30 protein-coding genes are annotated in these 17,242 nt (G+C 55.8%); 11 read left to right on the top strand and 19 right to left on the bottom strand.

All coding sequences use genetic code 11. The annotated features are described in order from the left end of the window. Positions 1–47 precede the first annotated feature (47 nt). A complete protein-coding gene (locus ACM6IO_RS03465) occupies positions 48–629 on the top strand; it encodes a hypothetical protein (protein WP_414910940.1) in 582 nt (193 codons plus the stop codon). Positions 630–635: 6 nt separating this feature from the next. Here ACM6IO_RS03465 and ACM6IO_RS03460 read toward each other — a convergent pair whose 3' ends face one another. The 12 genes from ACM6IO_RS03460 to ACM6IO_RS03405 form a co-directional block, all read right to left on the bottom strand. After that, positions 636–944: a hypothetical protein gene (locus ACM6IO_RS03460; RefSeq protein ID WP_414910939.1), complete on the bottom strand. Its 309-nt coding sequence runs from the start codon at positions 942–944 to the stop codon at positions 636–638. Positions 945–1,025: 81 nt separating this feature from the next. Further along, positions 1,026–1,502: a hypothetical protein gene (locus ACM6IO_RS03455; protein WP_414910938.1), complete on the bottom strand. Its 477-nt coding sequence runs from the start codon at positions 1,500–1,502 to the stop codon at positions 1,026–1,028. After that, the gene (locus tag ACM6IO_RS03450; protein WP_414910937.1) at positions 1,495–2,004 is read right to left on the bottom strand and encodes an HNH endonuclease signature motif containing protein; all 510 of its coding nucleotides are present in this window, start codon (positions 2,002–2,004) and stop codon (positions 1,495–1,497) included. The genes ACM6IO_RS03455 and ACM6IO_RS03450 overlap by 8 nt, the downstream gene beginning before the upstream one ends. Then, on the bottom strand, positions 2,001–2,243 hold the full coding sequence (locus ACM6IO_RS03445; protein ID WP_414910936.1) for a hypothetical protein: 243 nt from the start codon (positions 2,241–2,243) through the stop codon (positions 2,001–2,003). The genes ACM6IO_RS03450 and ACM6IO_RS03445 overlap by 4 nt, the downstream gene beginning before the upstream one ends. 20 nt (positions 2,244–2,263) lie before the next feature. Continuing rightward, positions 2,264–2,926: a lambda exonuclease family protein gene (locus ACM6IO_RS03440; RefSeq protein WP_414910935.1), complete on the bottom strand. Its 663-nt coding sequence runs from the start codon at positions 2,924–2,926 to the stop codon at positions 2,264–2,266. Continuing rightward, positions 2,926–3,915, bottom strand: coding sequence for a RecT family recombinase (locus ACM6IO_RS03435; RefSeq protein ID WP_414910934.1), 990 nt, complete (start codon positions 3,913–3,915; stop codon positions 2,926–2,928). Before ACM6IO_RS03435 ends, ACM6IO_RS03440 begins: the two co-directional genes overlap by 1 nt. Before the next feature lie 55 nt (positions 3,916–3,970). Beyond that, positions 3,971–5,131 carry a hypothetical protein gene (locus ACM6IO_RS03430; protein ID WP_414910933.1) on the bottom strand — a complete coding sequence of 387 codons (1,161 nt, stop codon included), beginning with the start codon at positions 5,129–5,131 and terminating at the stop codon, positions 3,971–3,973. A gap of 161 nt (positions 5,132–5,292) precedes the next feature. Then, positions 5,293–5,481: a hypothetical protein gene (locus ACM6IO_RS03425; protein ID WP_414910932.1), complete on the bottom strand. Its 189-nt coding sequence runs from the start codon at positions 5,479–5,481 to the stop codon at positions 5,293–5,295. A 166-nt stretch (positions 5,482–5,647) separates the two neighbouring features. Further along, positions 5,648–5,842 (bottom strand): hypothetical protein, encoded by a 195-nt coding sequence (locus tag ACM6IO_RS03420; RefSeq protein ID WP_214382175.1) that lies wholly within the window; start codon positions 5,840–5,842, stop codon positions 5,648–5,650. After that, the gene (locus ACM6IO_RS03415; protein WP_414910931.1) at positions 5,839–6,072 is read right to left on the bottom strand and encodes a hypothetical protein; all 234 of its coding nucleotides are present in this window, start codon (positions 6,070–6,072) and stop codon (positions 5,839–5,841) included. The genes ACM6IO_RS03420 and ACM6IO_RS03415 overlap by 4 nt, the downstream gene beginning before the upstream one ends. Further along, positions 6,069–6,317 (bottom strand): hypothetical protein, encoded by a 249-nt coding sequence (locus ACM6IO_RS03410; protein ID WP_414910930.1) that lies wholly within the window; start codon positions 6,315–6,317, stop codon positions 6,069–6,071. The genes ACM6IO_RS03415 and ACM6IO_RS03410 overlap by 4 nt, the downstream gene beginning before the upstream one ends. 447 nt (positions 6,318–6,764) lie before the next feature. Continuing rightward, positions 6,765–7,124 carry a hypothetical protein gene (locus ACM6IO_RS03405; protein WP_414910929.1) on the bottom strand — a complete coding sequence of 120 codons (360 nt, stop codon included), beginning with the start codon at positions 7,122–7,124 and terminating at the stop codon, positions 6,765–6,767. 628 nt (positions 7,125–7,752) lie between these two features. On the opposite strand from ACM6IO_RS03405, the gene ACM6IO_RS03400 reads away from it, so the two are divergent. Both ACM6IO_RS03400 and ACM6IO_RS03395 read left to right on the top strand, forming a co-directional pair. Next, entirely contained in the window at positions 7,753–8,064 is a 312-nt protein-coding gene (locus ACM6IO_RS03400) for a DUF1654 domain-containing protein (RefSeq protein WP_414910928.1), read from the top strand. Between the two features lie 92 nt (positions 8,065–8,156). Further along, positions 8,157–8,894, top strand: a complete 738-nt coding sequence (locus tag ACM6IO_RS03395; RefSeq protein ID WP_414910927.1) for an SPOR domain-containing protein — start codon at positions 8,157–8,159, stop codon at positions 8,892–8,894. Positions 8,895–9,076: 182 nt separating this feature from the next. On the opposite strand, the gene ACM6IO_RS03390 is transcribed toward ACM6IO_RS03395, so the two are convergent. From ACM6IO_RS03390 to ACM6IO_RS03360, 7 genes are all read right to left on the bottom strand, one after another. After that, complete coding sequence (locus ACM6IO_RS03390) at positions 9,077–9,553, bottom strand: hemerythrin domain-containing protein (protein ID WP_414910926.1); 477 nt, start codon at positions 9,551–9,553, stop codon at positions 9,077–9,079. A gap of 251 nt (positions 9,554–9,804) precedes the next feature. Beyond that, the gene (locus tag ACM6IO_RS03385; protein WP_414910925.1) at positions 9,805–10,572 is read right to left on the bottom strand and encodes a DUF1828 domain-containing protein; all 768 of its coding nucleotides are present in this window, start codon (positions 10,570–10,572) and stop codon (positions 9,805–9,807) included. Then, a complete protein-coding gene (locus ACM6IO_RS03380) occupies positions 10,569–11,066 on the bottom strand; it encodes a DUF6978 family protein (protein ID WP_414910924.1) in 498 nt (165 codons plus the stop codon). The genes ACM6IO_RS03385 and ACM6IO_RS03380 overlap by 4 nt, the downstream gene beginning before the upstream one ends. A 316-nt stretch (positions 11,067–11,382) precedes the next feature. Then, positions 11,383–11,610 (bottom strand): hypothetical protein, encoded by a 228-nt coding sequence (locus tag ACM6IO_RS03375; protein WP_414910923.1) that lies wholly within the window; start codon positions 11,608–11,610, stop codon positions 11,383–11,385. A 28-nt stretch (positions 11,611–11,638) separates the two neighbouring features. Beyond that, positions 11,639–11,770, bottom strand: coding sequence for a YHYH domain-containing protein (locus ACM6IO_RS03370; RefSeq protein WP_414910922.1), 132 nt, complete (start codon positions 11,768–11,770; stop codon positions 11,639–11,641). A gap of 51 nt (positions 11,771–11,821) precedes the next feature. After that, entirely contained in the window at positions 11,822–11,971 is a 150-nt protein-coding gene (locus ACM6IO_RS03365; protein WP_414910921.1) for a hypothetical protein, read from the bottom strand. A gap of 95 nt (positions 11,972–12,066) precedes the next feature. Further along, positions 12,067–12,939: a S24 family peptidase gene (locus ACM6IO_RS03360; protein ID WP_414910920.1), complete on the bottom strand. Its 873-nt coding sequence runs from the start codon at positions 12,937–12,939 to the stop codon at positions 12,067–12,069. A 95-nt stretch (positions 12,940–13,034) separates the two neighbouring features. Between ACM6IO_RS03360 and ACM6IO_RS03355 the strand changes: the two genes are divergently transcribed. The 8 genes from ACM6IO_RS03355 (at position 13,035) to ACM6IO_RS03320 (ending at position 17,228) form a co-directional block, all read left to right on the top strand. Continuing rightward, positions 13,035–13,283 (top strand): transcriptional regulator, encoded by a 249-nt coding sequence (locus ACM6IO_RS03355; protein ID WP_414910919.1) that lies wholly within the window; start codon positions 13,035–13,037, stop codon positions 13,281–13,283. Between the two features lie 36 nt (positions 13,284–13,319). Beyond that, positions 13,320–13,523: a hypothetical protein gene (locus ACM6IO_RS03350; protein ID WP_414910918.1), complete on the top strand. Its 204-nt coding sequence runs from the start codon at positions 13,320–13,322 to the stop codon at positions 13,521–13,523. 21 nt (positions 13,524–13,544) lie between these two features. After that, positions 13,545–13,736: a hypothetical protein gene (locus tag ACM6IO_RS03345; protein ID WP_414910917.1), complete on the top strand. Its 192-nt coding sequence runs from the start codon at positions 13,545–13,547 to the stop codon at positions 13,734–13,736. Positions 13,737–13,923: 187 nt separating this feature from the next. Beyond that, a complete protein-coding gene (locus tag ACM6IO_RS03340; RefSeq protein WP_403016035.1) occupies positions 13,924–14,355 on the top strand; it encodes a phage regulatory CII family protein in 432 nt (143 codons plus the stop codon). Next, positions 14,355–14,651: a hypothetical protein gene (locus ACM6IO_RS03335; protein WP_223553416.1), complete on the top strand. Its 297-nt coding sequence runs from the start codon at positions 14,355–14,357 to the stop codon at positions 14,649–14,651. The genes ACM6IO_RS03340 and ACM6IO_RS03335 overlap by 1 nt, the downstream gene beginning before the upstream one ends. A gap of 144 nt (positions 14,652–14,795) precedes the next feature. Next, entirely contained in the window at positions 14,796–15,602 is an 807-nt protein-coding gene (locus ACM6IO_RS03330; RefSeq protein ID WP_414910916.1) for a Rha family transcriptional regulator, read from the top strand. Then, the gene (locus ACM6IO_RS03325; protein ID WP_414910915.1) at positions 15,602–16,444 is read left to right on the top strand and encodes a DnaT-like ssDNA-binding domain-containing protein; all 843 of its coding nucleotides are present in this window, start codon (positions 15,602–15,604) and stop codon (positions 16,442–16,444) included. Before ACM6IO_RS03330 ends, ACM6IO_RS03325 begins: the two co-directional genes overlap by 1 nt. Next, complete coding sequence (locus ACM6IO_RS03320) at positions 16,434–17,228, top strand: ATP-binding protein (protein WP_414910914.1); 795 nt, start codon at positions 16,434–16,436, stop codon at positions 17,226–17,228. Before ACM6IO_RS03325 ends, ACM6IO_RS03320 begins: the two co-directional genes overlap by 11 nt. The last annotated feature ends 14 nt before the right edge of the window (positions 17,229–17,242 follow it).

Genomic DNA, 17,242 nt, shown 5'->3' with positions numbered 1-17,242 from the left:
CTATCAGCGTAAGTGGCCTGGCATGGGGCCAGTACAAGGAGGTCAATGTGTTTGATTTGGAAGAGGCACTGCGTGAACTATCGAGATACAACTCTTACATTACTGACATTCGTAGAGAAGTTTTGCTATACGAGCAGCTTTATTGCTCTGAGGATTCCTTGGCGATCATCAATGCCAATTTGATGGATGTGTTCAAGATTGTTCAGAAATCGATGTTTGTAAGTATCCTGACCCGGGTGTCGGCAGTATTCGATTCCAAATCTTTCGGGAGCGATCCAAATCTTTCGCTTGACTACTTTGAATACAAGTACCGTGAATTCGCCTCTGAGAAGCTGCTCAACGATTTTGAAGCTATAAAAGGCCGCTATAAGGCCCTTAATATTAAAAACTTCAGGGACAAACTTATTGCTCATAACGATCAAAAAACAATATTTGGCGACTCGTCTATTACCCACAGCATCAAGAACGGCGATGTAATGAAACTACTCAATGATGCAAGAGGCTTCTGTATCGATCTTTGCTATTGCCTGCCAGGCGGAATTCAGACAGTGCTAGAAGTCGTGCCTTGGGAACTTAAGAAGGGCCGCGACGGGCTTGAACTGCTTCGCCGCATGGAAGCTGGAAAGTAACTCCTGTCAGACTTCGACACCGGTCTTGGCAAACCGCTCAAGCTGTCGCGACCACTTTTCCGATACATCAATTTTATGTCGCGACATTGAGGCGTAACGGTCGGACTCCTCGGGCGGCGCCGAAGCCAGGTTCAAAATGAATGTCGTCACCGTCTCCTGCCATTCCTCGAAGTCGTGCCGGGCGCCGAGAATATTCAGGGCATCATCCAATGCCTTCGACACAATCAGTGTGCGTTTCTCGGCGCCGATCCGGTCGAGCAGGGCCTTCTCCTTTGCACGCTTGTCCTTCTGAATATCCGCGTTGCTCTTGGCCATGGCCTGCCTCTTCAATTCCGTGGGCCGGTATATCCAGCCATGTCTGTCGTCGGCGCTGGCGCACCTGATTGCTGATTTTCCTCATGCTGCGACCTTCACCTGATGCCAGGCGCCGGCGGCGTAGAACAACTTCGCGGCCTGGGCTTCTTCGAGCGATACCTCCGCGGGAATAGCGATCCAACCTGACGCGATCATGTGGTTTGGGTTGCAGCTGTTTCGCAGCTCCAGGTAGTAATGCTCGATGGCATCCGTCAGGCGCTCGACCTTGTAGATGCCCTCGGGCGAAATCTCCACCGACTTGACATACTCGACGCCGCGCTCGTCCCGACACATGGCGCTGAGGTAGATCGTCCAGTGGTAAGAGAATTCGAAGAGGGCGTTGGCGATGGCCAGGCTCCGGATCTGCCGGCAGCTTTTCCAGTTCGCCATGATCTGGCTGCCGCTCGGGTCAATGTTCACCACCGCGACGTGATTGGTCCGCAGCAGCGCCCGGCAACTGCGTTCTGCCCGGGCGAAGCCGTTGTTCGGTTTTCGACGCTTGACGGATGCTTTAGGCATTGCGTGTTCTCCCGCTGTTGCTGTGATACCCGTGTTTCGCTTCAGCGGACTTTCTGGCAGCAGTCGCATCCTTAATATTCTTGAAAAAGCCCAGGTTCATTATTTTGCCGCTGACAGTAATTCTCGCAACCCATCCATCGGCTCGGTTGTGCCTGCGGACCCCCATCACACCAGAAGCGCTATCGCGGCGCACTGCTCGATTACGATCATTTTCCGTATTGGTCACTGCGCGGAGATTGCACCATCGGTTGTCGCCGCGGCTCCCGTTTATGTGATCTATCTGATTCTCTGGAAATTTCCCGGTAACCATGAGCCATGCCAGACGATGAGCAAGGTACTGCCGGACACGAACTCGAATCATGCGATAGCCGTCATCCCGAACATAACCCGCAACATCTCCTACTTTCACTCGTCCGCAAGTCTGGATCTTTCGCGTGAATATCCCCGTCTCCGGGTCGTAATGGAGAGCGTCGTTCGCCTGATCTTGTGTGAGTTCGCTCATAGTGCCTCCGCGAGTTTCCGCAGCGCCTTGCGCTCAGCCGCTGAGATGGCGGGGCGTCGCCGTTTGAGGACGGTATCGGGATCGATCTTTGTCGAGCGCTCCGCCGGTAGCGGATTGATTTGTGCGGGCTCGGTTCTGGTGAAACGTCCGCCCGCGGCTAGGTGTTGTGCGACCTGGCTGGAAAGCTCCAGCGCTTTATCGCGCCGGTACTCGATGTCGTATTTCAGGTTGCTGATCATGGTGGCCACCTCATTTGTTATCAGGCGCTGAGCCGATGGGCCTGAGCGCGAGCTCTGTCTGCGACCTCATCAACCATGCGATTCAGTTCCAGGTTGAACTGGACGAGTTCCTTGTGCAGGTTGGCGATGTAATCTTCGTCGCGGTAAATCGTCTCGATGTAGAGCTGACACTCTTCGTCCTGGCGAGAATCAAACGATAGGAAGTCCCACCATTTCCGGCCCGTGACGAACATGCAGCCCTGCACTTGGGGCATGTGTTCCTCGGGCATGCCTTCGAGCCAGGTCCTGACGTGTATCGCCTCATTGAAGGGGCACTTCGACTCGGTGCCCCCGTCGTCATTGATCAGTCCGTCTGGCGAACAGCCAAGCCAGTCGTACTTCGGATGAACGATGAATTCCGACGGCATCACGATGTTGCCGGTCAGCATCTCGTAAGCGTCCTGAGCCTTCTGTTCTTCGGTGTGACCCCACTTCAGGGAAGCGCTGCTGACGTTGTGCTTGGACTTCTTTGCCAGCCGTTCGAAACACAGTTCGCGCATGTACGAGGTGCGCGCGCCCATAGGTTCGCGCTTCCCGTTTTTGTCAGGCTTCCCCCAGGCCATCACGTCTTTAAACCGACTGGCTGTCACCCGACCGGATCGGTCTGCATGCCACTTTTCAGTGCCCTGAAGTTCCGCTCTCATTACGCCGCTTCCTCGGCCTGAGACAGGTCGTCGTTCGTGCCAGTCATATCGGTGAAGTCGCCATCAACGGTCGCAGCCATGTTCTTGAGCGCTTCGTGGCACTCCAGGCCGATCGCTGCGCGCTGCTTAGGCTTGAGACCTGCCCAGGCTGTCGCATAGGCATCGATGTCCTGCCGCTTGGCGACGGCTAAAAGGTCTGCGAATACTCCGTCGATTTCAGGCGACGGGGATTTCGGACCGAAGGAAACGCTCGAGACGGCAGCAGTGTTCGCAGCTTGTTTCACGGGGGTGATATCGATTTCACCACCGTATGAGTCTTCGAACTCATCGGGCGTATAGACACCGAGGATGACGTCAGGGCAGAAGAGCCGCGCCCATTTCTTTGTCACCAGGTAGGCAATCTGCTGCTTGGGATCTTCCGCCCAAAGCGTAGAGTTCCGGGTGCGGACCTGGGTGAGCAGAAGCTCCAGAATTCGAGGTTCGTCTTCACCTTTGAAGGTTGCCCAGACCCTGATCCCGAGGCCTTTCTCGTCGTCAAAGCTCCAGGCTGGGACGCGGTACTTCTTGAACTCGCCGGTGTCCTCGTCCTTCTTGGTTTTGCTGGTGACTTCGCGCATCTTCCCGATGACGTTTTCCCAGGCGCCGAACCATTCGAAGTTCAGGCGACCCTTCACGGGTGCCTTGGATGTGATTACTGCGTTGACGAGCTGCGCCTCGTAGCTCAATGCACCGCCATTGACGATGAACGTCTTCTGCGCAACAGCGAATGGGTTCATCTGCCACTGCATTGCTTGTAGCACCACCGCCATGCAGTCAGCTTGATTGCCCTTCAAATGCTTGGGGACTGTTGTCACGCCCTTCGACATCATCAGCGCGAGGTCGCTCATCGACTTCATGGTGCCTGGGTCGAGGATGAGCGCTGCCGCGTTGTGCGATGGATCGTGGTAAGTGGTGAGGCCCGTTGGTGCTTGAGTGTCTGAGTCGGTCATGGCGCTCTCCGTGGCCGACAAGGAGTGTGTCGACCTTTAGATGGAAAGGGGGTGGTTAGAAGCGGATGGCGCGAAGCCAAGCGCGAGCGGTGTCGAGGTCCACGTCGAAGCCCAGGGCTACAACCTCGACAATGTCGTCAACCGATGGAGCGGTCGTGGTCACGTCGTCGGATTCCCTTTCAATCGCCTTTGTGCTGACGTGGGCGACTTCAACCTGCTCTTCGATCAGCGGCGCAACCGCGGCAATGACCGGGGCCGGTGTGGCAGCTTGGGCACGCAGGCGAGCCAGTTCTTCCTGATCACGCTGATACTGAGCGTCGCGTTCGCGCTGCTGTCGCTGTTGCTCTTCCTGCTGCTCACGCTGTTGGCGTTGCTGTGCTTCCATGTCGCGGCGCTGCTGGTCCAGATCGTCCTGCTGTTTCTTCAAACGCAGACGGTCTTCTTCGGCACGTTGTCTGCGTAACTCCTCAGCTTCGGCGTCGGCGATGCGTTGTTTCTCGCGCAATTCGTCGAGTTCTTTCTGCTGGGCCAGCAGCTTGGCGGCAGCTTCTTCACGTTCAACAGCCGACTTGTGCAGCGTTTCGAGCTGTTCAATAGCGTTGTCGCGGGCGATGGTGCCTTCAGCTTCAAACTCGGCATATTCTTCGGGCAGGATCACCGACTCCTTGACGCTTTGCAGAACGATTGCGACATCAGCAGCGCTGCGGCTTGCATATGCGGCAGCGACAGAGCTGAAGCGGGTAATCTTTGCCCGGATGGCTTCGACACGTTCAGCCTCAACACGCTCGCGCTCGGCTTTGGCATCAGCCACGCGTTTTTCCTCGGCTTTGATTGCTTCGTCGACAGGCGTTTCAATCGCCAACACGCGATCCTTCAGCATCTCACCGAACTCTTTAACCTGGTTGACGCGAGCCTGGGCATCTTTGACTTTCTGCTGATAGGGAACGAGCGCCGTTTTGGTGGTGTTGGCCAGGGCATAGCGAACATCGCGGATATCGACGCGAACTTCTTTCGCATTCGCCAAACCTTCGCTGGTCGAGCAGTCAACGACCAACTTTGCGTAGGTGGCCTCCAGACGAACGATCTGTTCCTCGTGTGGTCGGTATTCGGCGATGTCGGTGACAGCTACCGAAGGGACAACGGAGTTTTGTGCGTCTTCGGCTTCGCCCATCTCGAGCGAGTCTTGCGCGAGTGCTTGTTTAGTATTTGCGGACATGACAGTTCCTTGCCGCGCGGTGCGCAGCCCTTAATAGTGTGAGGGTTATTGAGTTACAAGGCCGCCGAGTGCCGGGGCCAGAAGGACGATGGTGATGAACAGGAAGCCGACAAACGCTGATGTCCAGCGGATGGCGCGGCGCCGGGAGCGCTGGCGAGAGGTCATGGTGAACACATCGGCAAGGCGCTGTAGCAGTAGTAACGCCGCTCCGTGCCGTTGTCGTAGTTCACCTCGCCAGTTGCACCGCAGCCGCAAGTTGCAATCTCTGGCTCGTCTTCTTCTGGCTGATTGGCGATCTGGCAGTTGGTGCCGCCGCAGTGCGGGCATTCGGTATGAGTTAACCGACTCATCGTCCCCATCCAGCGGATGCCTGTCTGGTTGCAGTTGCCGCAAATCATGCTCATCGCATCACCGCCACTGGCAGGCTGAGCTGCCGAGGAGCACCGCTCTCTTTGAACAGCACGTACTGGAAAAGTAGGACGGTCATGCCGAATGCCAGAAGCCAAAATACGATCTTCATGGCCTGACCCTCACCGCGATTCGCCCACCCTTCATGGTGGCCGCCAAGCGCTGCGGTAGGCTGGCCACTGCACGTTCGCGCGGTTGGCCGATCACTTCGTTAAACGGAAGGCCGAAGCCGAGCATGATCAGCTTCGATTCAATTTCGTCGAGCTGATCGTCGATCAGTGATTTAACTGGCGGGGTTGTCATGCTGCGGCTCCCTGCTTGTTCGACTCGTTGTAGGAGGCATAGATCTGGTCGATGCGTGCCCGGTAGTGGCGTTGCTCTGTGTCGTCGATGGCGCGCAGCAGGAAGGCCAGAGTGATAACTGACGTAGCCGCCGAACTGGCGTTTGGTTTGCCAAGGTCGCGGATCATGTTGTTGATCTCGCCTTCGATCCAGGTGACAGCGGTCTGGTGATCGCGCTCTTCAGTGTTCACGCTGCGCCTCCATTTGGTGGACAGATCGTTTCCATTTGCGCCATTGCCAGACCGATTCGGCACTTCAGGCTTTTGCGCTCTTCAATTTCACGGGCGGCACGATCAGCCAGGGCCTGAGTGCGCAACTGCTCGGCGGACTCGTAATCGTGGAACTCATGGGGCTGAGGTCTCTTATCGCGACCCCAAGCGTCGTAGCGTCTATCCCACTCTCGGGCCTGCGCACTGTCTGCATAGGTGGTTGCCATGGCGTCGCCTCCAAGAGTGGCGGTGCTGATCCAACAAAACTCGGCTGCACTCATCCGTTCCGCTGGTTGCCGTTGGGCGCGGAGGGGAGTGCATGCGGGTGGTGTCGGAGGGGAAGGGGTTGCCGGTAACGCTGTCCGGCTCCAGCGTTGACGTCGCGATAAACGACCTGGCCAACTGGACGATGGTGACGCAGGTGGGCGGTTATAGGCCGCAGTTTCGTCCGCATCGGAGAGTGATCGAAACACCAGGGCGCTACCCCTGCTTGGTTCCCGCCGCGTTTATAGTGTTGGCCGTCTCGCTCATACCGGCTCAGGACATTCACGGGTCTTTGCGATCCTAGCGCTGCAGCCCGCTTGGGCACGCTTCGATCACTCTCCGATGCGGCCTGGTGCTGGGGAGTACCAGGCGTTCGGGCAGTTAACGACAGGCTGTCGTGGCGCTGGTTGTCAAAGCGAGCGTTCAAGGTTCTCAGCAATTTGCTGATCTACCAGGTCGCCAATCTTGAATGTGTCGTCTACCGAGTAGTGCGGATTGCACTCAGAGCAGTGGCCGGCAACTTCAATCTCAATGGCGTGCTGCACCAATTCCTGATCCCGGAAGCAGGCCGGGCAGCGAACTGTTTCAATGCCGCGCGCCTTAACCTTGCCGACACAGCATTTCTCCGCATCGTCTTTCTCGTCATGCGCCTCTTCGCAGGTATCGCAAAGCCAAACGTCGCTGACTTCTGGCTGGCAGCACTGCTCGGCGGCGTAGTGCGTGCTGTGCACGTCGTTGCAGCTGCCGCACTCATAGGCCTTCTTTGGCATCTCGGTGCCCTCCGTTGATTTCCAATGCCGCCTCATCGAAGCGGCATCAGTAAATCTCTTTGGGTCTTGCTCGCGCTCAGCGTCTGGCCTCTTGCGCGGTACTTCATCTGGCTTTTCGGTACAGGGTTACTCGCCACCCTGGAGGGCATTCGTTTCACTGCTTCGAACTGTGCCGGTGAAGCACCTCATCTTGGCTCCGGCAGGGAGTACTTACAGCGCAGATCGGTGGTCGCTGAATCCAGAGGCATCAGCAGGTCGATCTGGTCCGGTAACCAGAGCCGGGCGTGGTTCAGTTCCAGAGCTGACATGGGGATCGAAATTTATGGTTCGCGCTGTTCGCTGTTTCCAGCGACGCCTCAAGGGCTACCCGTTTCCGGGGATCGATCCGCGAATGGTTTGGATTGTTAAAGAGCGGCGGATCTCTCGACCCTTCGCAGCTGGCCCCTTGTTGGGTACTCGGTGGCGATGGATTGAAGATAAGCCAATGCCTAATTTCTGTAAATAGGTAATGCCTAATTATTTTCAAATTATTTGCCCTCTCGGAAAGACCCAGTTCTGGATATGCAATTGGTTAGCGCTGGGGTAAGCTTTGCTAAACCTGTATGGATATCCAGTATTTGGGGGCGATATGGCGAAGGCGAAAAAACAGGAAAAGCAGGTAGAGCGGCAAGAGATGAGCGGGATTGAAAGGTTAGGGCTACGCGTCTCCTCGATGATCAATCACCCCGTAGCGCAGATTCAGCGCTGGGTGACGGTCCATCGTCTGGACACAGACGGAGACCGGGAGTGGGAGGAGGTGATGGGGCTGTTGAACGAGACAGACGGCATAGACATGACGTTCAACGACGATGAGTCGGTGACGCTGAAGTGGGAAGCGAGCGCGGTGGAGGATCGGCCGGTCGAGGCTTGGGAGCCAATCGAGGAGCCGGCGCCTTTCTGATGGGAGAAGAAAAGCCCGCGCTTGGCGGGCCATGTCCAGGCGAGACTGATATTCTGCGGTACCACCCATTACGGGCTCAGCGAGTGATTTAAATGGATTTTCTTGTGTGGATTAGGATTTTCACTATCGGTGCAGCATTGGGCGTGCTGGCCGGTTGCGACGTTACTCAAGATATGGCGGTCGATAAGGCTAAGGACATGGTCGCTTCAACCCTAAAGGACGCGGACTCCGCAAAGTTTCAGCGCGTTTTTATGGTGGAAGAGCAGGTCATCGGAGACGTGCATTACGGCATGCTTTGTGGAGAGGTTAACTCTCGAAACTCGTTCGGTGGGCTCACCGGCTTCCGCAGGTTCGTGGCGAACTTCAATTACTCAAAGCAGGGCCGCATTGGGGTTAGCTATGTCACGATCGAAGAGGGCGACAATGCAAGCCTTAATCGTGAGGGAGTTTCTTACTTCCATCAGATTTACTGGCTTGGAAAGTGTGAGCCAAGGCCTGCACAAGCGAAAGTAGAGCTAGCAAAAGCCGACTTGCCAGTCCCAGCACCATCAAAACCAGAAGCGAAGAAACCCGCTAAGGTTGCGAAGACTGTGCCTACCAAAGAGCCCCAATGGGCGGTGCAGGTTGCATCTATGAGTGATGCGGCACAGGCAATAAATCTGCAAAAGAAGATGGCGGCCGATGGGCTTGCCTCTTACACAACCACCAAAGATGGCAAGACCCGAGTTTTTGTTGGGCCGTTTGCGGAGCGGGGGAAGGCAGACACCATGATAGGAGAGCTACGAACTAAGCAGCTCCTGAAGGGGTTCGTGATAAGGGTCGAGCAATAGAGGGACAGGGAAGTGCAGATACAAAAAAGCCCGCACGGGGCGGGCTCTCTGTAACACTTGGGGCGCCGATCCGTCAGCTCGCTCAGTGTGCAGCCACGCAATGTGACAGCTCAATAGTTACGCGACGAAGGGCAGATGCAAAAAGCCCGGCGGTGGACCGGGCTCCGCTTTATGTTGGTCTGTTAAGCGGCAATATTTGGCGCGCTGAGACCTTTCTTGTATTCAGCTTTCATGGCTTCCATTTGCTCACCCAGTGCATCCAGGGTCGCTTTGCCGAGCAGCTTTTTCGCATGAGGAAACATTTCGGTTTCCTCCTCTTCAATGTGATGCTCCAGCAGTTCCTTAACAACCTTCGCGCGACCTGCAAACTCAGGAGTCGATGGGTCTGTCGCCTTTAGGTCAGGGAGCACGAGAGAGTCGACAGTACGATGCTCTTCCTTGGCCTCGTAATACATTTGCTCCTGCTCCTTACCACCTGCCTTCTTATAGGCCGGATACAGTATCTCTTCCTCCAGCTTGGTGTGGATCGTGATTTCCATTTCAAGCTTGGCTACCAGGTCAACGCGCTTTTTTGTGGCTCGATCACTCGACTCGTTCAATTGGGCGAGGATGTCTTTTACTCGTACGTGGTCAGCCTTCAAAAGGTCAATGGCGTTCATTGTGTTTGCCTCTGCTATCACGGATAGGATGCGGGACGGTCATTGCCGACACCACTTTGTTTTCCAAGGTAGTAGTGCATCACCTGTGCCAATCAGGGGTGTAAGTAATCAGCTTGACTATCAATGCTTTAGATATGGTGATGGCAGCGAGGGCTCATGCATGCTGCACGAGGGCCGTTTCGCAGCATTGCAAATCGCGGGTGTAGAGAGGGGGTAGAAACGAAAAGCCCGGCGCTGGGCTGGGCTTTTGATCAGGACACTCTGTCGAGTATTTTGTCTCGGATGGCTTGTATGTCCGCCACAGTTGGGACGATGTCGTTCGCAGCAGTCATCAGCCGAGAGGCATCCTGCTTGGGAAGCTCGGTGAAATCACTGCACACCACCATCGAATCAAATTTCAAACCTTGATGCTTCAAATGCAGAAGCGTGATTGTGGTGAGTCGCGCCTTGTCCTTACCGTTTACGCCGAAGACGAACAATGGGCGCCCCTCGGTCTTGATTCGGTAATCAACTGCATAGTCTTCGCCGCAGGGGATTTCAGGCGCGTACGACTCTTCAATTCGGTCGGCGGGAAGAGTCGCATACAGAACTTCCCGGAGGTCGTGATAGAAGGTCGACTCCACGCGAGTTCTAGACCACAGAGAAATGTCTTCGACTCGGCTCAGGCCTTGCCCTAGCTGAAATATTCCGCGAACAAGTCGATCCGCAGGAACCTCTAAAAATATCTCGCCGTCGTCTTCCTGGAGGCCATTTTCAGAAAGAATTGTTTCAAATAGCCTTGCCCTAGGTCCTGTTAGCAGCTTGGTCAGGTCATTCTCGTAGCTCAGTCGCATCATGGTGTTAGCGGCATCGGATATCCTCCAACCGCCAGAAATTCTGCTGAGATAGGTCGTGAACGAGTCGCCATCCCTTGCAACCATAGGCAATGAAACTGTGAGCAAATTACCGCGCGCAGAGACAGCCACATCCTCACAGAATGCGGCGCAGAGCGTCTCTTTTATTGCGGCAACCTCGTTCATAGTCCAAGGCTCATTTGTGGCTCATAAGGTTTTTCAGGCTCATTTGGTGGCGGTTGAAGACCGGAGATATTGCAATCCTCGATCATGCATAGCATAGCTCCAGATAGGTGGTCGTAGCGATCTGTGGTCTCGGCATATTTTTCTGCCTTCTCTCCCATTTCCATATACCGCTGAGTGGCTCGGTGTATATGGCACCGGTTCACAATCAACTCACCATCCTCAAGTGGATTCAGGTGGACGTGATTGCTTCCGTTATAGCGTACGAGGGTTACCTTTTCTCCCCTTTTGGGGTGGTACACCAAGCCACAGGAGTATGCATCGGGATCAATCTGATTTTGTCGGGTGTACATCTCAAAGGACTTTTCACCGTCGACCGATTCGACCTGATACGTGACACGCTCAGATTTCTTTTGGACCTTGGCTTTGGCGCTGGGGTTCATCACCACCTTCGGCATCAAAAGCAGCTCACTTATCAACTCTTCACTGAACACCACGGAATCATTCCTTTAGATACCGAACAAACAAATAATTTCAGCTGAAACCAGTCAGGCCTTCCCCCGCACAATACTTCCCGCCTTCACCTATTTCGCGCACTCATCAGGCGGTAACTCCTGCTTCTTGAGCAGCAAAAGCTCAGCCTCTTGGTACTCTTGCTCCGTCATCGGCATGTTGCCCCGCGGGAGTAGAGGTGGTTCTGGCTTATGCGTGCTGCAGCCAACTAGCAAGGCCAGCACAAAAAATGTCATCGTTTTTGTCATGTCTATCCTTGGAGTCGATGGGTGCTCCGCGTTTTAAAAATCCTCTCCACACCTACTCAGCCTTCCCTCGCGCAATCACGCCATCCCGGACCTCGTCCATCAGCGCTGCAACCCGATCCGCATGTTCGTAGAGCTTCGCAATCAGCTTCAGGACGGCTATCGGATCGACATCCCGGCAATCCTTGGTGATTCTGAGCACTTCGTCTGCGGCCTGCTCAAGGTCAAGCCCTAGCTCCTTGAGTTCGCGCCTCAGGTCTTGGGTTTGTTTGTTGAGCCCCACGATGGCCTCCTGAAATGCCTGCTACCTATCAATGACAGTGCCGCGTCCCGGCCTTTTTATCGTTGTGACAGCCCTGCTTGTCGGTGCGGCCGCCGTGTGCAATTGCGGAGACGGAGGTGGCAGCAAGGACTGCGGCCAGAACGATGGTGATGATTTTCATGATTCACTTCCTGTGGTTATTGGAAAAACTACAAATCCCCGCCGCGCCAGATCAATCGGCCTTCCCCCGAAAAATCCTTCCCTCGTTCACTTCTTCCGCATACCCCGCCAGCTTGTCCTCGGTCTCTTGGGGGCTCAGCGCGATCTTCATCAGGTCATTGGCGCCTTGCTCGTCGCCGGCAGCCAGAAGACGGCTTGGCAAAGCCGAACAGATCCACGCCGGACCACTTGAGAAGGACGGCGGCCTCTTTCAGGTCGCGTCGAAGCTGCTGATTTGGTTTGGCGAGGGGCATGTGGTTACACCAATTGGGCGTTCCAAACGAGGAGCACGCGGGCCTGAATGAAGGTTTCATCAGCCCTGATTGTCTGCGGCGGATGTCTATCGTTATCGGAAAGCATCTTGATCTGATCATCACCGATCCACTGAAGACGCTTGATGTACAGGTGGCCCTCCCAGGAGAACATATAGATTCCATCGCCGGCGAATTCACGAATGCTGACGTCGACGAGGAGCGGATCACGGTGCTTAATCGTCGGTGCCATCGATTGCCCCCAACCTGTCACCATTTTCAGATGAAAGTGCTCCTTGAAATCGACGCCCATTTCTCGCAGATGCTGCGGGCTGACGCGCACGTCCTGAAACATTTCGGGATAGTCGTGTGGGATCTGCCCACCGCCCATTGCCGCGCGGACGTCGTAATGGGCGATCCATACTTCGTCACCTACAGCGCCGGGGCGATAGTAGTCGAGCTCAAGCAAACCACCCCCATCCTCGGCTTCAGCTACTTCAAGCAATCGCCTACGGGCGTCCTCAGAAAGCCTTTTCCCTTGCTTGGAAAGCATGCCGCGTACGATCTCAGCTGCTGATTTGATACGAGTAGGGATTTTTTCTAACTCGTGATCTTCGTCGTCAGCAGGAGATGAGGCAGGAGCCGAGGCGGGTCTTCCGAAAGAGAAATGGGGGCTCAACCCCCAATGCTCGGGCCCAACCACATCTTCAAAATAGGAGATGACGTCCATCAGCTTCGACTTATCGATACGGCCGTTTTTCACCCAACCTTGTATCGACGGAGGCTTCACTTGGAAGTCGTCTGCGAGTTTCTTTTTCGATACGCCCTTGGCGATCCGCGCGGCCTCAATAGCTGCGCCTAATTCTGGTCCGGTAAGCATTGCCTAATTAAGCCTATCCATAGTTTGGTTAGGCAATGGCTTGTCGTGGATAAGGTAATGCCTTATATTCACATCCAGTCTCCAGGAGAGAAATCATGAAATCAGCAGAAGCAGCCAAAGAAGCATCCCGCTTGCTGGGCAGCCAGGCGGAGATGGCGCGCCTCCTGCGGGTTACAGCGCCCACCGTCAACCAATGGTGTTCAGGCGAGCGCTCGGTACCAGCAAAGCGTGCGTTGCAGATCGAGGCATTGACCGAAGGCCAAATCAAAAAGGCCGACCTTTGCCCATCGTTCCCTTGGGGGCAGATCAACTCTGCGCCAAGCCAGACCCTTTCCGCCGCCTAACCCAAGCACTGTCACCCCGAAATCGGAAGTGAACCTATGGCCTACGACGACAAAGCGCATCGACACGAGCACCAGGTGAAGGTGCGCCTCGATGACGAAGTCTTCCAAGAGCTCAAGGACGTTGCTCGCAACATGAAGCTGCAACACAGCGTGCTCAGCCGGGAAATCATCGAAGCGGCGCTTGAGGTCAGGCGAACACTAGGTGAATTGCCGTTTGAGCTTGAGAAGCGACAGGCCTGAAAAGGCGAAAGAGGGGGATTTATGCCCAGTGCAGTAGTGGAGCTCAGGAAGAACGCAATAGAAGAACTGGCGCGATGGGCGCTGGAAGTCGGGATCACCCCTGACGCATTGGCCTCCGAGCTTGTGCGATTGGCAATGCCGGGGCTGAAGAAGGCGATCTGCGATACCGCGAAGCCGGTCAGCAACGTTCTGGCCTTCAACCTTAAGCGATGAGTTCCGCCCCTTATTAGGGACCGGAGAGCGGGAGGGGCAGGCCGGTCACAGATTTCAAGTTTGGTGCTGGTCCCTGTTTCGGGACTGGGAAAAGAAATGGTCATGGGTTCATCCCTGATCAGTTGATGAACAGATGATCGCGGAACTACTGGCACTACGCCACGCGAGACGAATAGGGGATTTCGCAATGGAAGAATTCGAAAGAACGCTGCACCGGGAAGTGAAAGCTGACGGTGGCACCGCGCTGGCAAAGCGAATGGGCGTGAACGAAACCACGCTGCTGGATTGCGCGAACCCCAACCGGGCCAATCACAAGATGAACATCCAGATGCTGGGGATGGTTCTGACCCATTTGCCGCTGGAAGGCCGCTTGAGCGTGCTGGGCGCACTCGCCAACCAGTTCGAATGTGACGTCGTGCTGCGTAAGCGTCCAGAGCCGAAGCCACTGATGGCCGCGCTGTGCCACCTGACCGCCGAATGCGGCGACGTTGGCCGATTGATCTTCGACGCAGCCTCGGACAACCACATCAGCCAGCACGAAAAAGCCCAGGGCGACAAAGCCATTCAGGAAGCCATCGACGCGCTACACGTTTTGCGCGAATCGCTGAAGGCCGCCTGATGAAAGCCGAACTGACACTTCAACTAAATGCTCAGCCCGGTCTTTCCGAGCTTGAGGGGCTAGTTGCCACCCTTGAAAAGATTCTCTCCGATGCTCCGCACCTTCGCTTGAAGGTCCTCGATCTGCTTTTCACCTTCAGCGACGGCAGCCTCAAACCCGGCTTTGTCGAGTTGGTGGCGATTCCCGCATTCGGGACAGATGGTCATTCGGTCATTGAGCTTCAGGTCACCGACCGACTGAGGGAATTTGTGGGCGCACTCGCCGCAGGTGATGTTGAAGTTTTGAGTATCGATTAATGACATGTCCGGCCTCCGAGGCCTTTTCGTGTGGAAGCAAAAAGCTACCACGGATGCGCCGGACACCTATAGCGCCTGAATCGCAGGCACAAAAAAGCCGGGATTGCGCCCCGGCTGATTCATTACCACTTGATGAGGCCGATTATGCAGAGCCAACCCAATTCAAGCAATACCTCTTCCAATGTCGCGACACGTTTTGTTAATTCTGAAAACGTGTCGCGTACAACTATGTCTTCCCGAGAGATCGCAGATCTGGTCGATTCTCGGCACGACAAGGTCAAGCAATCCATTGAGCGGCTGGTAGAGCGCGGTGTAATCGTCCAACCCCCAATGGGGGATGGACAATTCCGTGACGCGTTAGGGCGCCCTCGAGCCGAATCCGTCTATCAAGTCTGCAAGCGTGACAGCTTCGTCGTGGTGGCCCAGCTCAGCCCTGAATTCACCGCGGCGCTGGTTGATCGGTGGCAGGAGCTTGAAGGGGCAGCTACTAAACCCCGCGAACTATCACGCATGGACCTCATCCAGCTTGCATTTGAGGCCGAGCAGCAGCGCCTGCAGCTGGTAATCCAAGTCGAAGCCCAGGCCTCAAAAATCCACTCCATGGAGAACCTGTTCAAGGAAGGGATGACCCATACGCAGTTCTGCAAGGGGCTCAACGGGGTCAACGTCATGCAGGTGGGCAAGTTTCTTGAGGGCCGCAACTGGCTGTTCAACGAGAGCAAATCCGGCCTACGTTTCCGCGTGGCGTCCTACGCCCGCGATAAGTACATGACTGAGCACCAGCACGAAGTCACCCCTCACGGCAAAGAGCCGTTTGTTTCCTTCACGCCAGTCCTGCTGAAGAAGGGTGCCGTACGCCTGTACGACCTGTACCTGGCCGGCGCGCTGCCCATGAAGAAGAACTGGAACGGTTTGTTCACCCATGACAAAGCACTCAAGAGGGCCGCGTAATGGCTCGCATCCGCACCATCAAACCCGAGTTTTGGTCCAGCGAGCAGGTGATGGAAAGTCGCCCCCTTGCTCGCCTGTTGTTCATCGGCCTGTGGAATTTCTGTGACGACGGCGGCAATCACCCGCTGTCTCCGCGAACCATCAAGGCTCTTGTCTTCCCTGGTGACGACATCACTACCGAAGCGGTAAGCGAACTGCTGGGCGAACTGGAAGGTTCAGGCCTGACGCGCAGCTACACCGTTGACGGCAAACAGTACCTGCACGTGAGTGGCTGGAAACACCAGAAGATCGAGAAGAAGAACTTCAAATATCCTCCAGTTCCTGAGCCAGTCGTCGAGCAGTCGTCGAATGGTAGCGGATCAGTCGTCGAAGAGTCGTCGACCGGTCGACCACCAGTCGACCCCGTAATGGATGTAGATGTAGAAGGGAATGGAGAAGATCAACACCACTCTCACACTGCGGGCGAAGAGCCTCAGCCTGAACTTGATCTCGATGCAGCCCCGGAACCTGTCGACCCAAAGGCTCCTGTCGAGATGGCCCTGGAGTGGATGCCTGACGAAAACCTCCTGAAGACCTACTGCGTCCACTTCGGCGTCTCGACCGACCTGTTCACCAGGGAGGCTATCGCCCCGTTCACTGCTCACCATGAAACGACTGGCATCCTGCAGATCCAATCCAAATGGGTATCCCTGCTGGTCAAGTGGGTGAAGGACGACAAGCACCGAGCGAGCAATGTCCGCCAGTTCCCGAAACGTGAACCCCAATCCCGTCACACCGGCTTCGCTGACCGCGATTACACCGCCGGCCTGACCATGCGAGAGGACGGCAGCTATGCGATCTGAAAAAGTAATCGCCATGCCGAGTGGCGTGCCAGCTCCGCAAGCGACGACTGGAATCTGCGAAGACCACGGCCAGTTCCCGCAAACCGTGAACGTGATTTTCGGCAAGGTGTTCAAGACCGGGTGCCCCGAGTGCATGCGCATAGCCAAGGAAGAAGAGGCTGAGCGGGCCAAGGTTCATGAGCGCTACGAACTGTCCGTCAAGCTCGGTTCGGCCCTGATCCCGAAACGCTTCGCCAGCAAGACGCTCAACGGCTACAACGCCGAGTCGCCCGAGCAGAAAGAAGCGCTGCGGATCTGCCGCAAGTACGTGGACAAGTTTCCGGAGATATCTGAATCAGGCCGCTGCCTGTTGATGCTGGGCAAGCCCGGAACCGGCAAGACCCACTTGGGCGTTGCCATTGCCAATGAGCTCATGCGCAAGACCGCCGCCACGGCCGTGTACCGCACGATTGGCTCAATCCTGCACGACATCAGGTCCACGTACGGCGGCGGTACGGAACGCACCGAGGGGATGATCCTTGCCGGTTTGATCGCTCCGTCGCTGCTCGTCTTGGATGAAATTGGCGTGAGCAAAGAGATCCCGAGCGACTTCGAACTGACCACCCTGTTCACGATCATCAACGGCCGTTACGAGCAAATGCGACCCACGGTGATTATTTCAAACCTCGATGGCAAATCACTGTCTTCGGCCATGGGCGAGCGTTGCGTAGATCGTCTGCGGGAGGGCGGGGTGATCGTCATTCCGTTCGAGTGGGAATCTCAGCGCGGCAAGGAGGGTTTTTAGATGATCCCTAAATC

This window comes from Pseudomonas sp. IT-P44 (assembly GCF_949768225.1).
Taxonomy (GTDB): domain Bacteria; phylum Pseudomonadota; class Gammaproteobacteria; order Pseudomonadales; family Pseudomonadaceae; genus Aquipseudomonas; species Aquipseudomonas migulae.
This window is presented reverse-complemented; position numbering and strand designations above follow the sequence as displayed.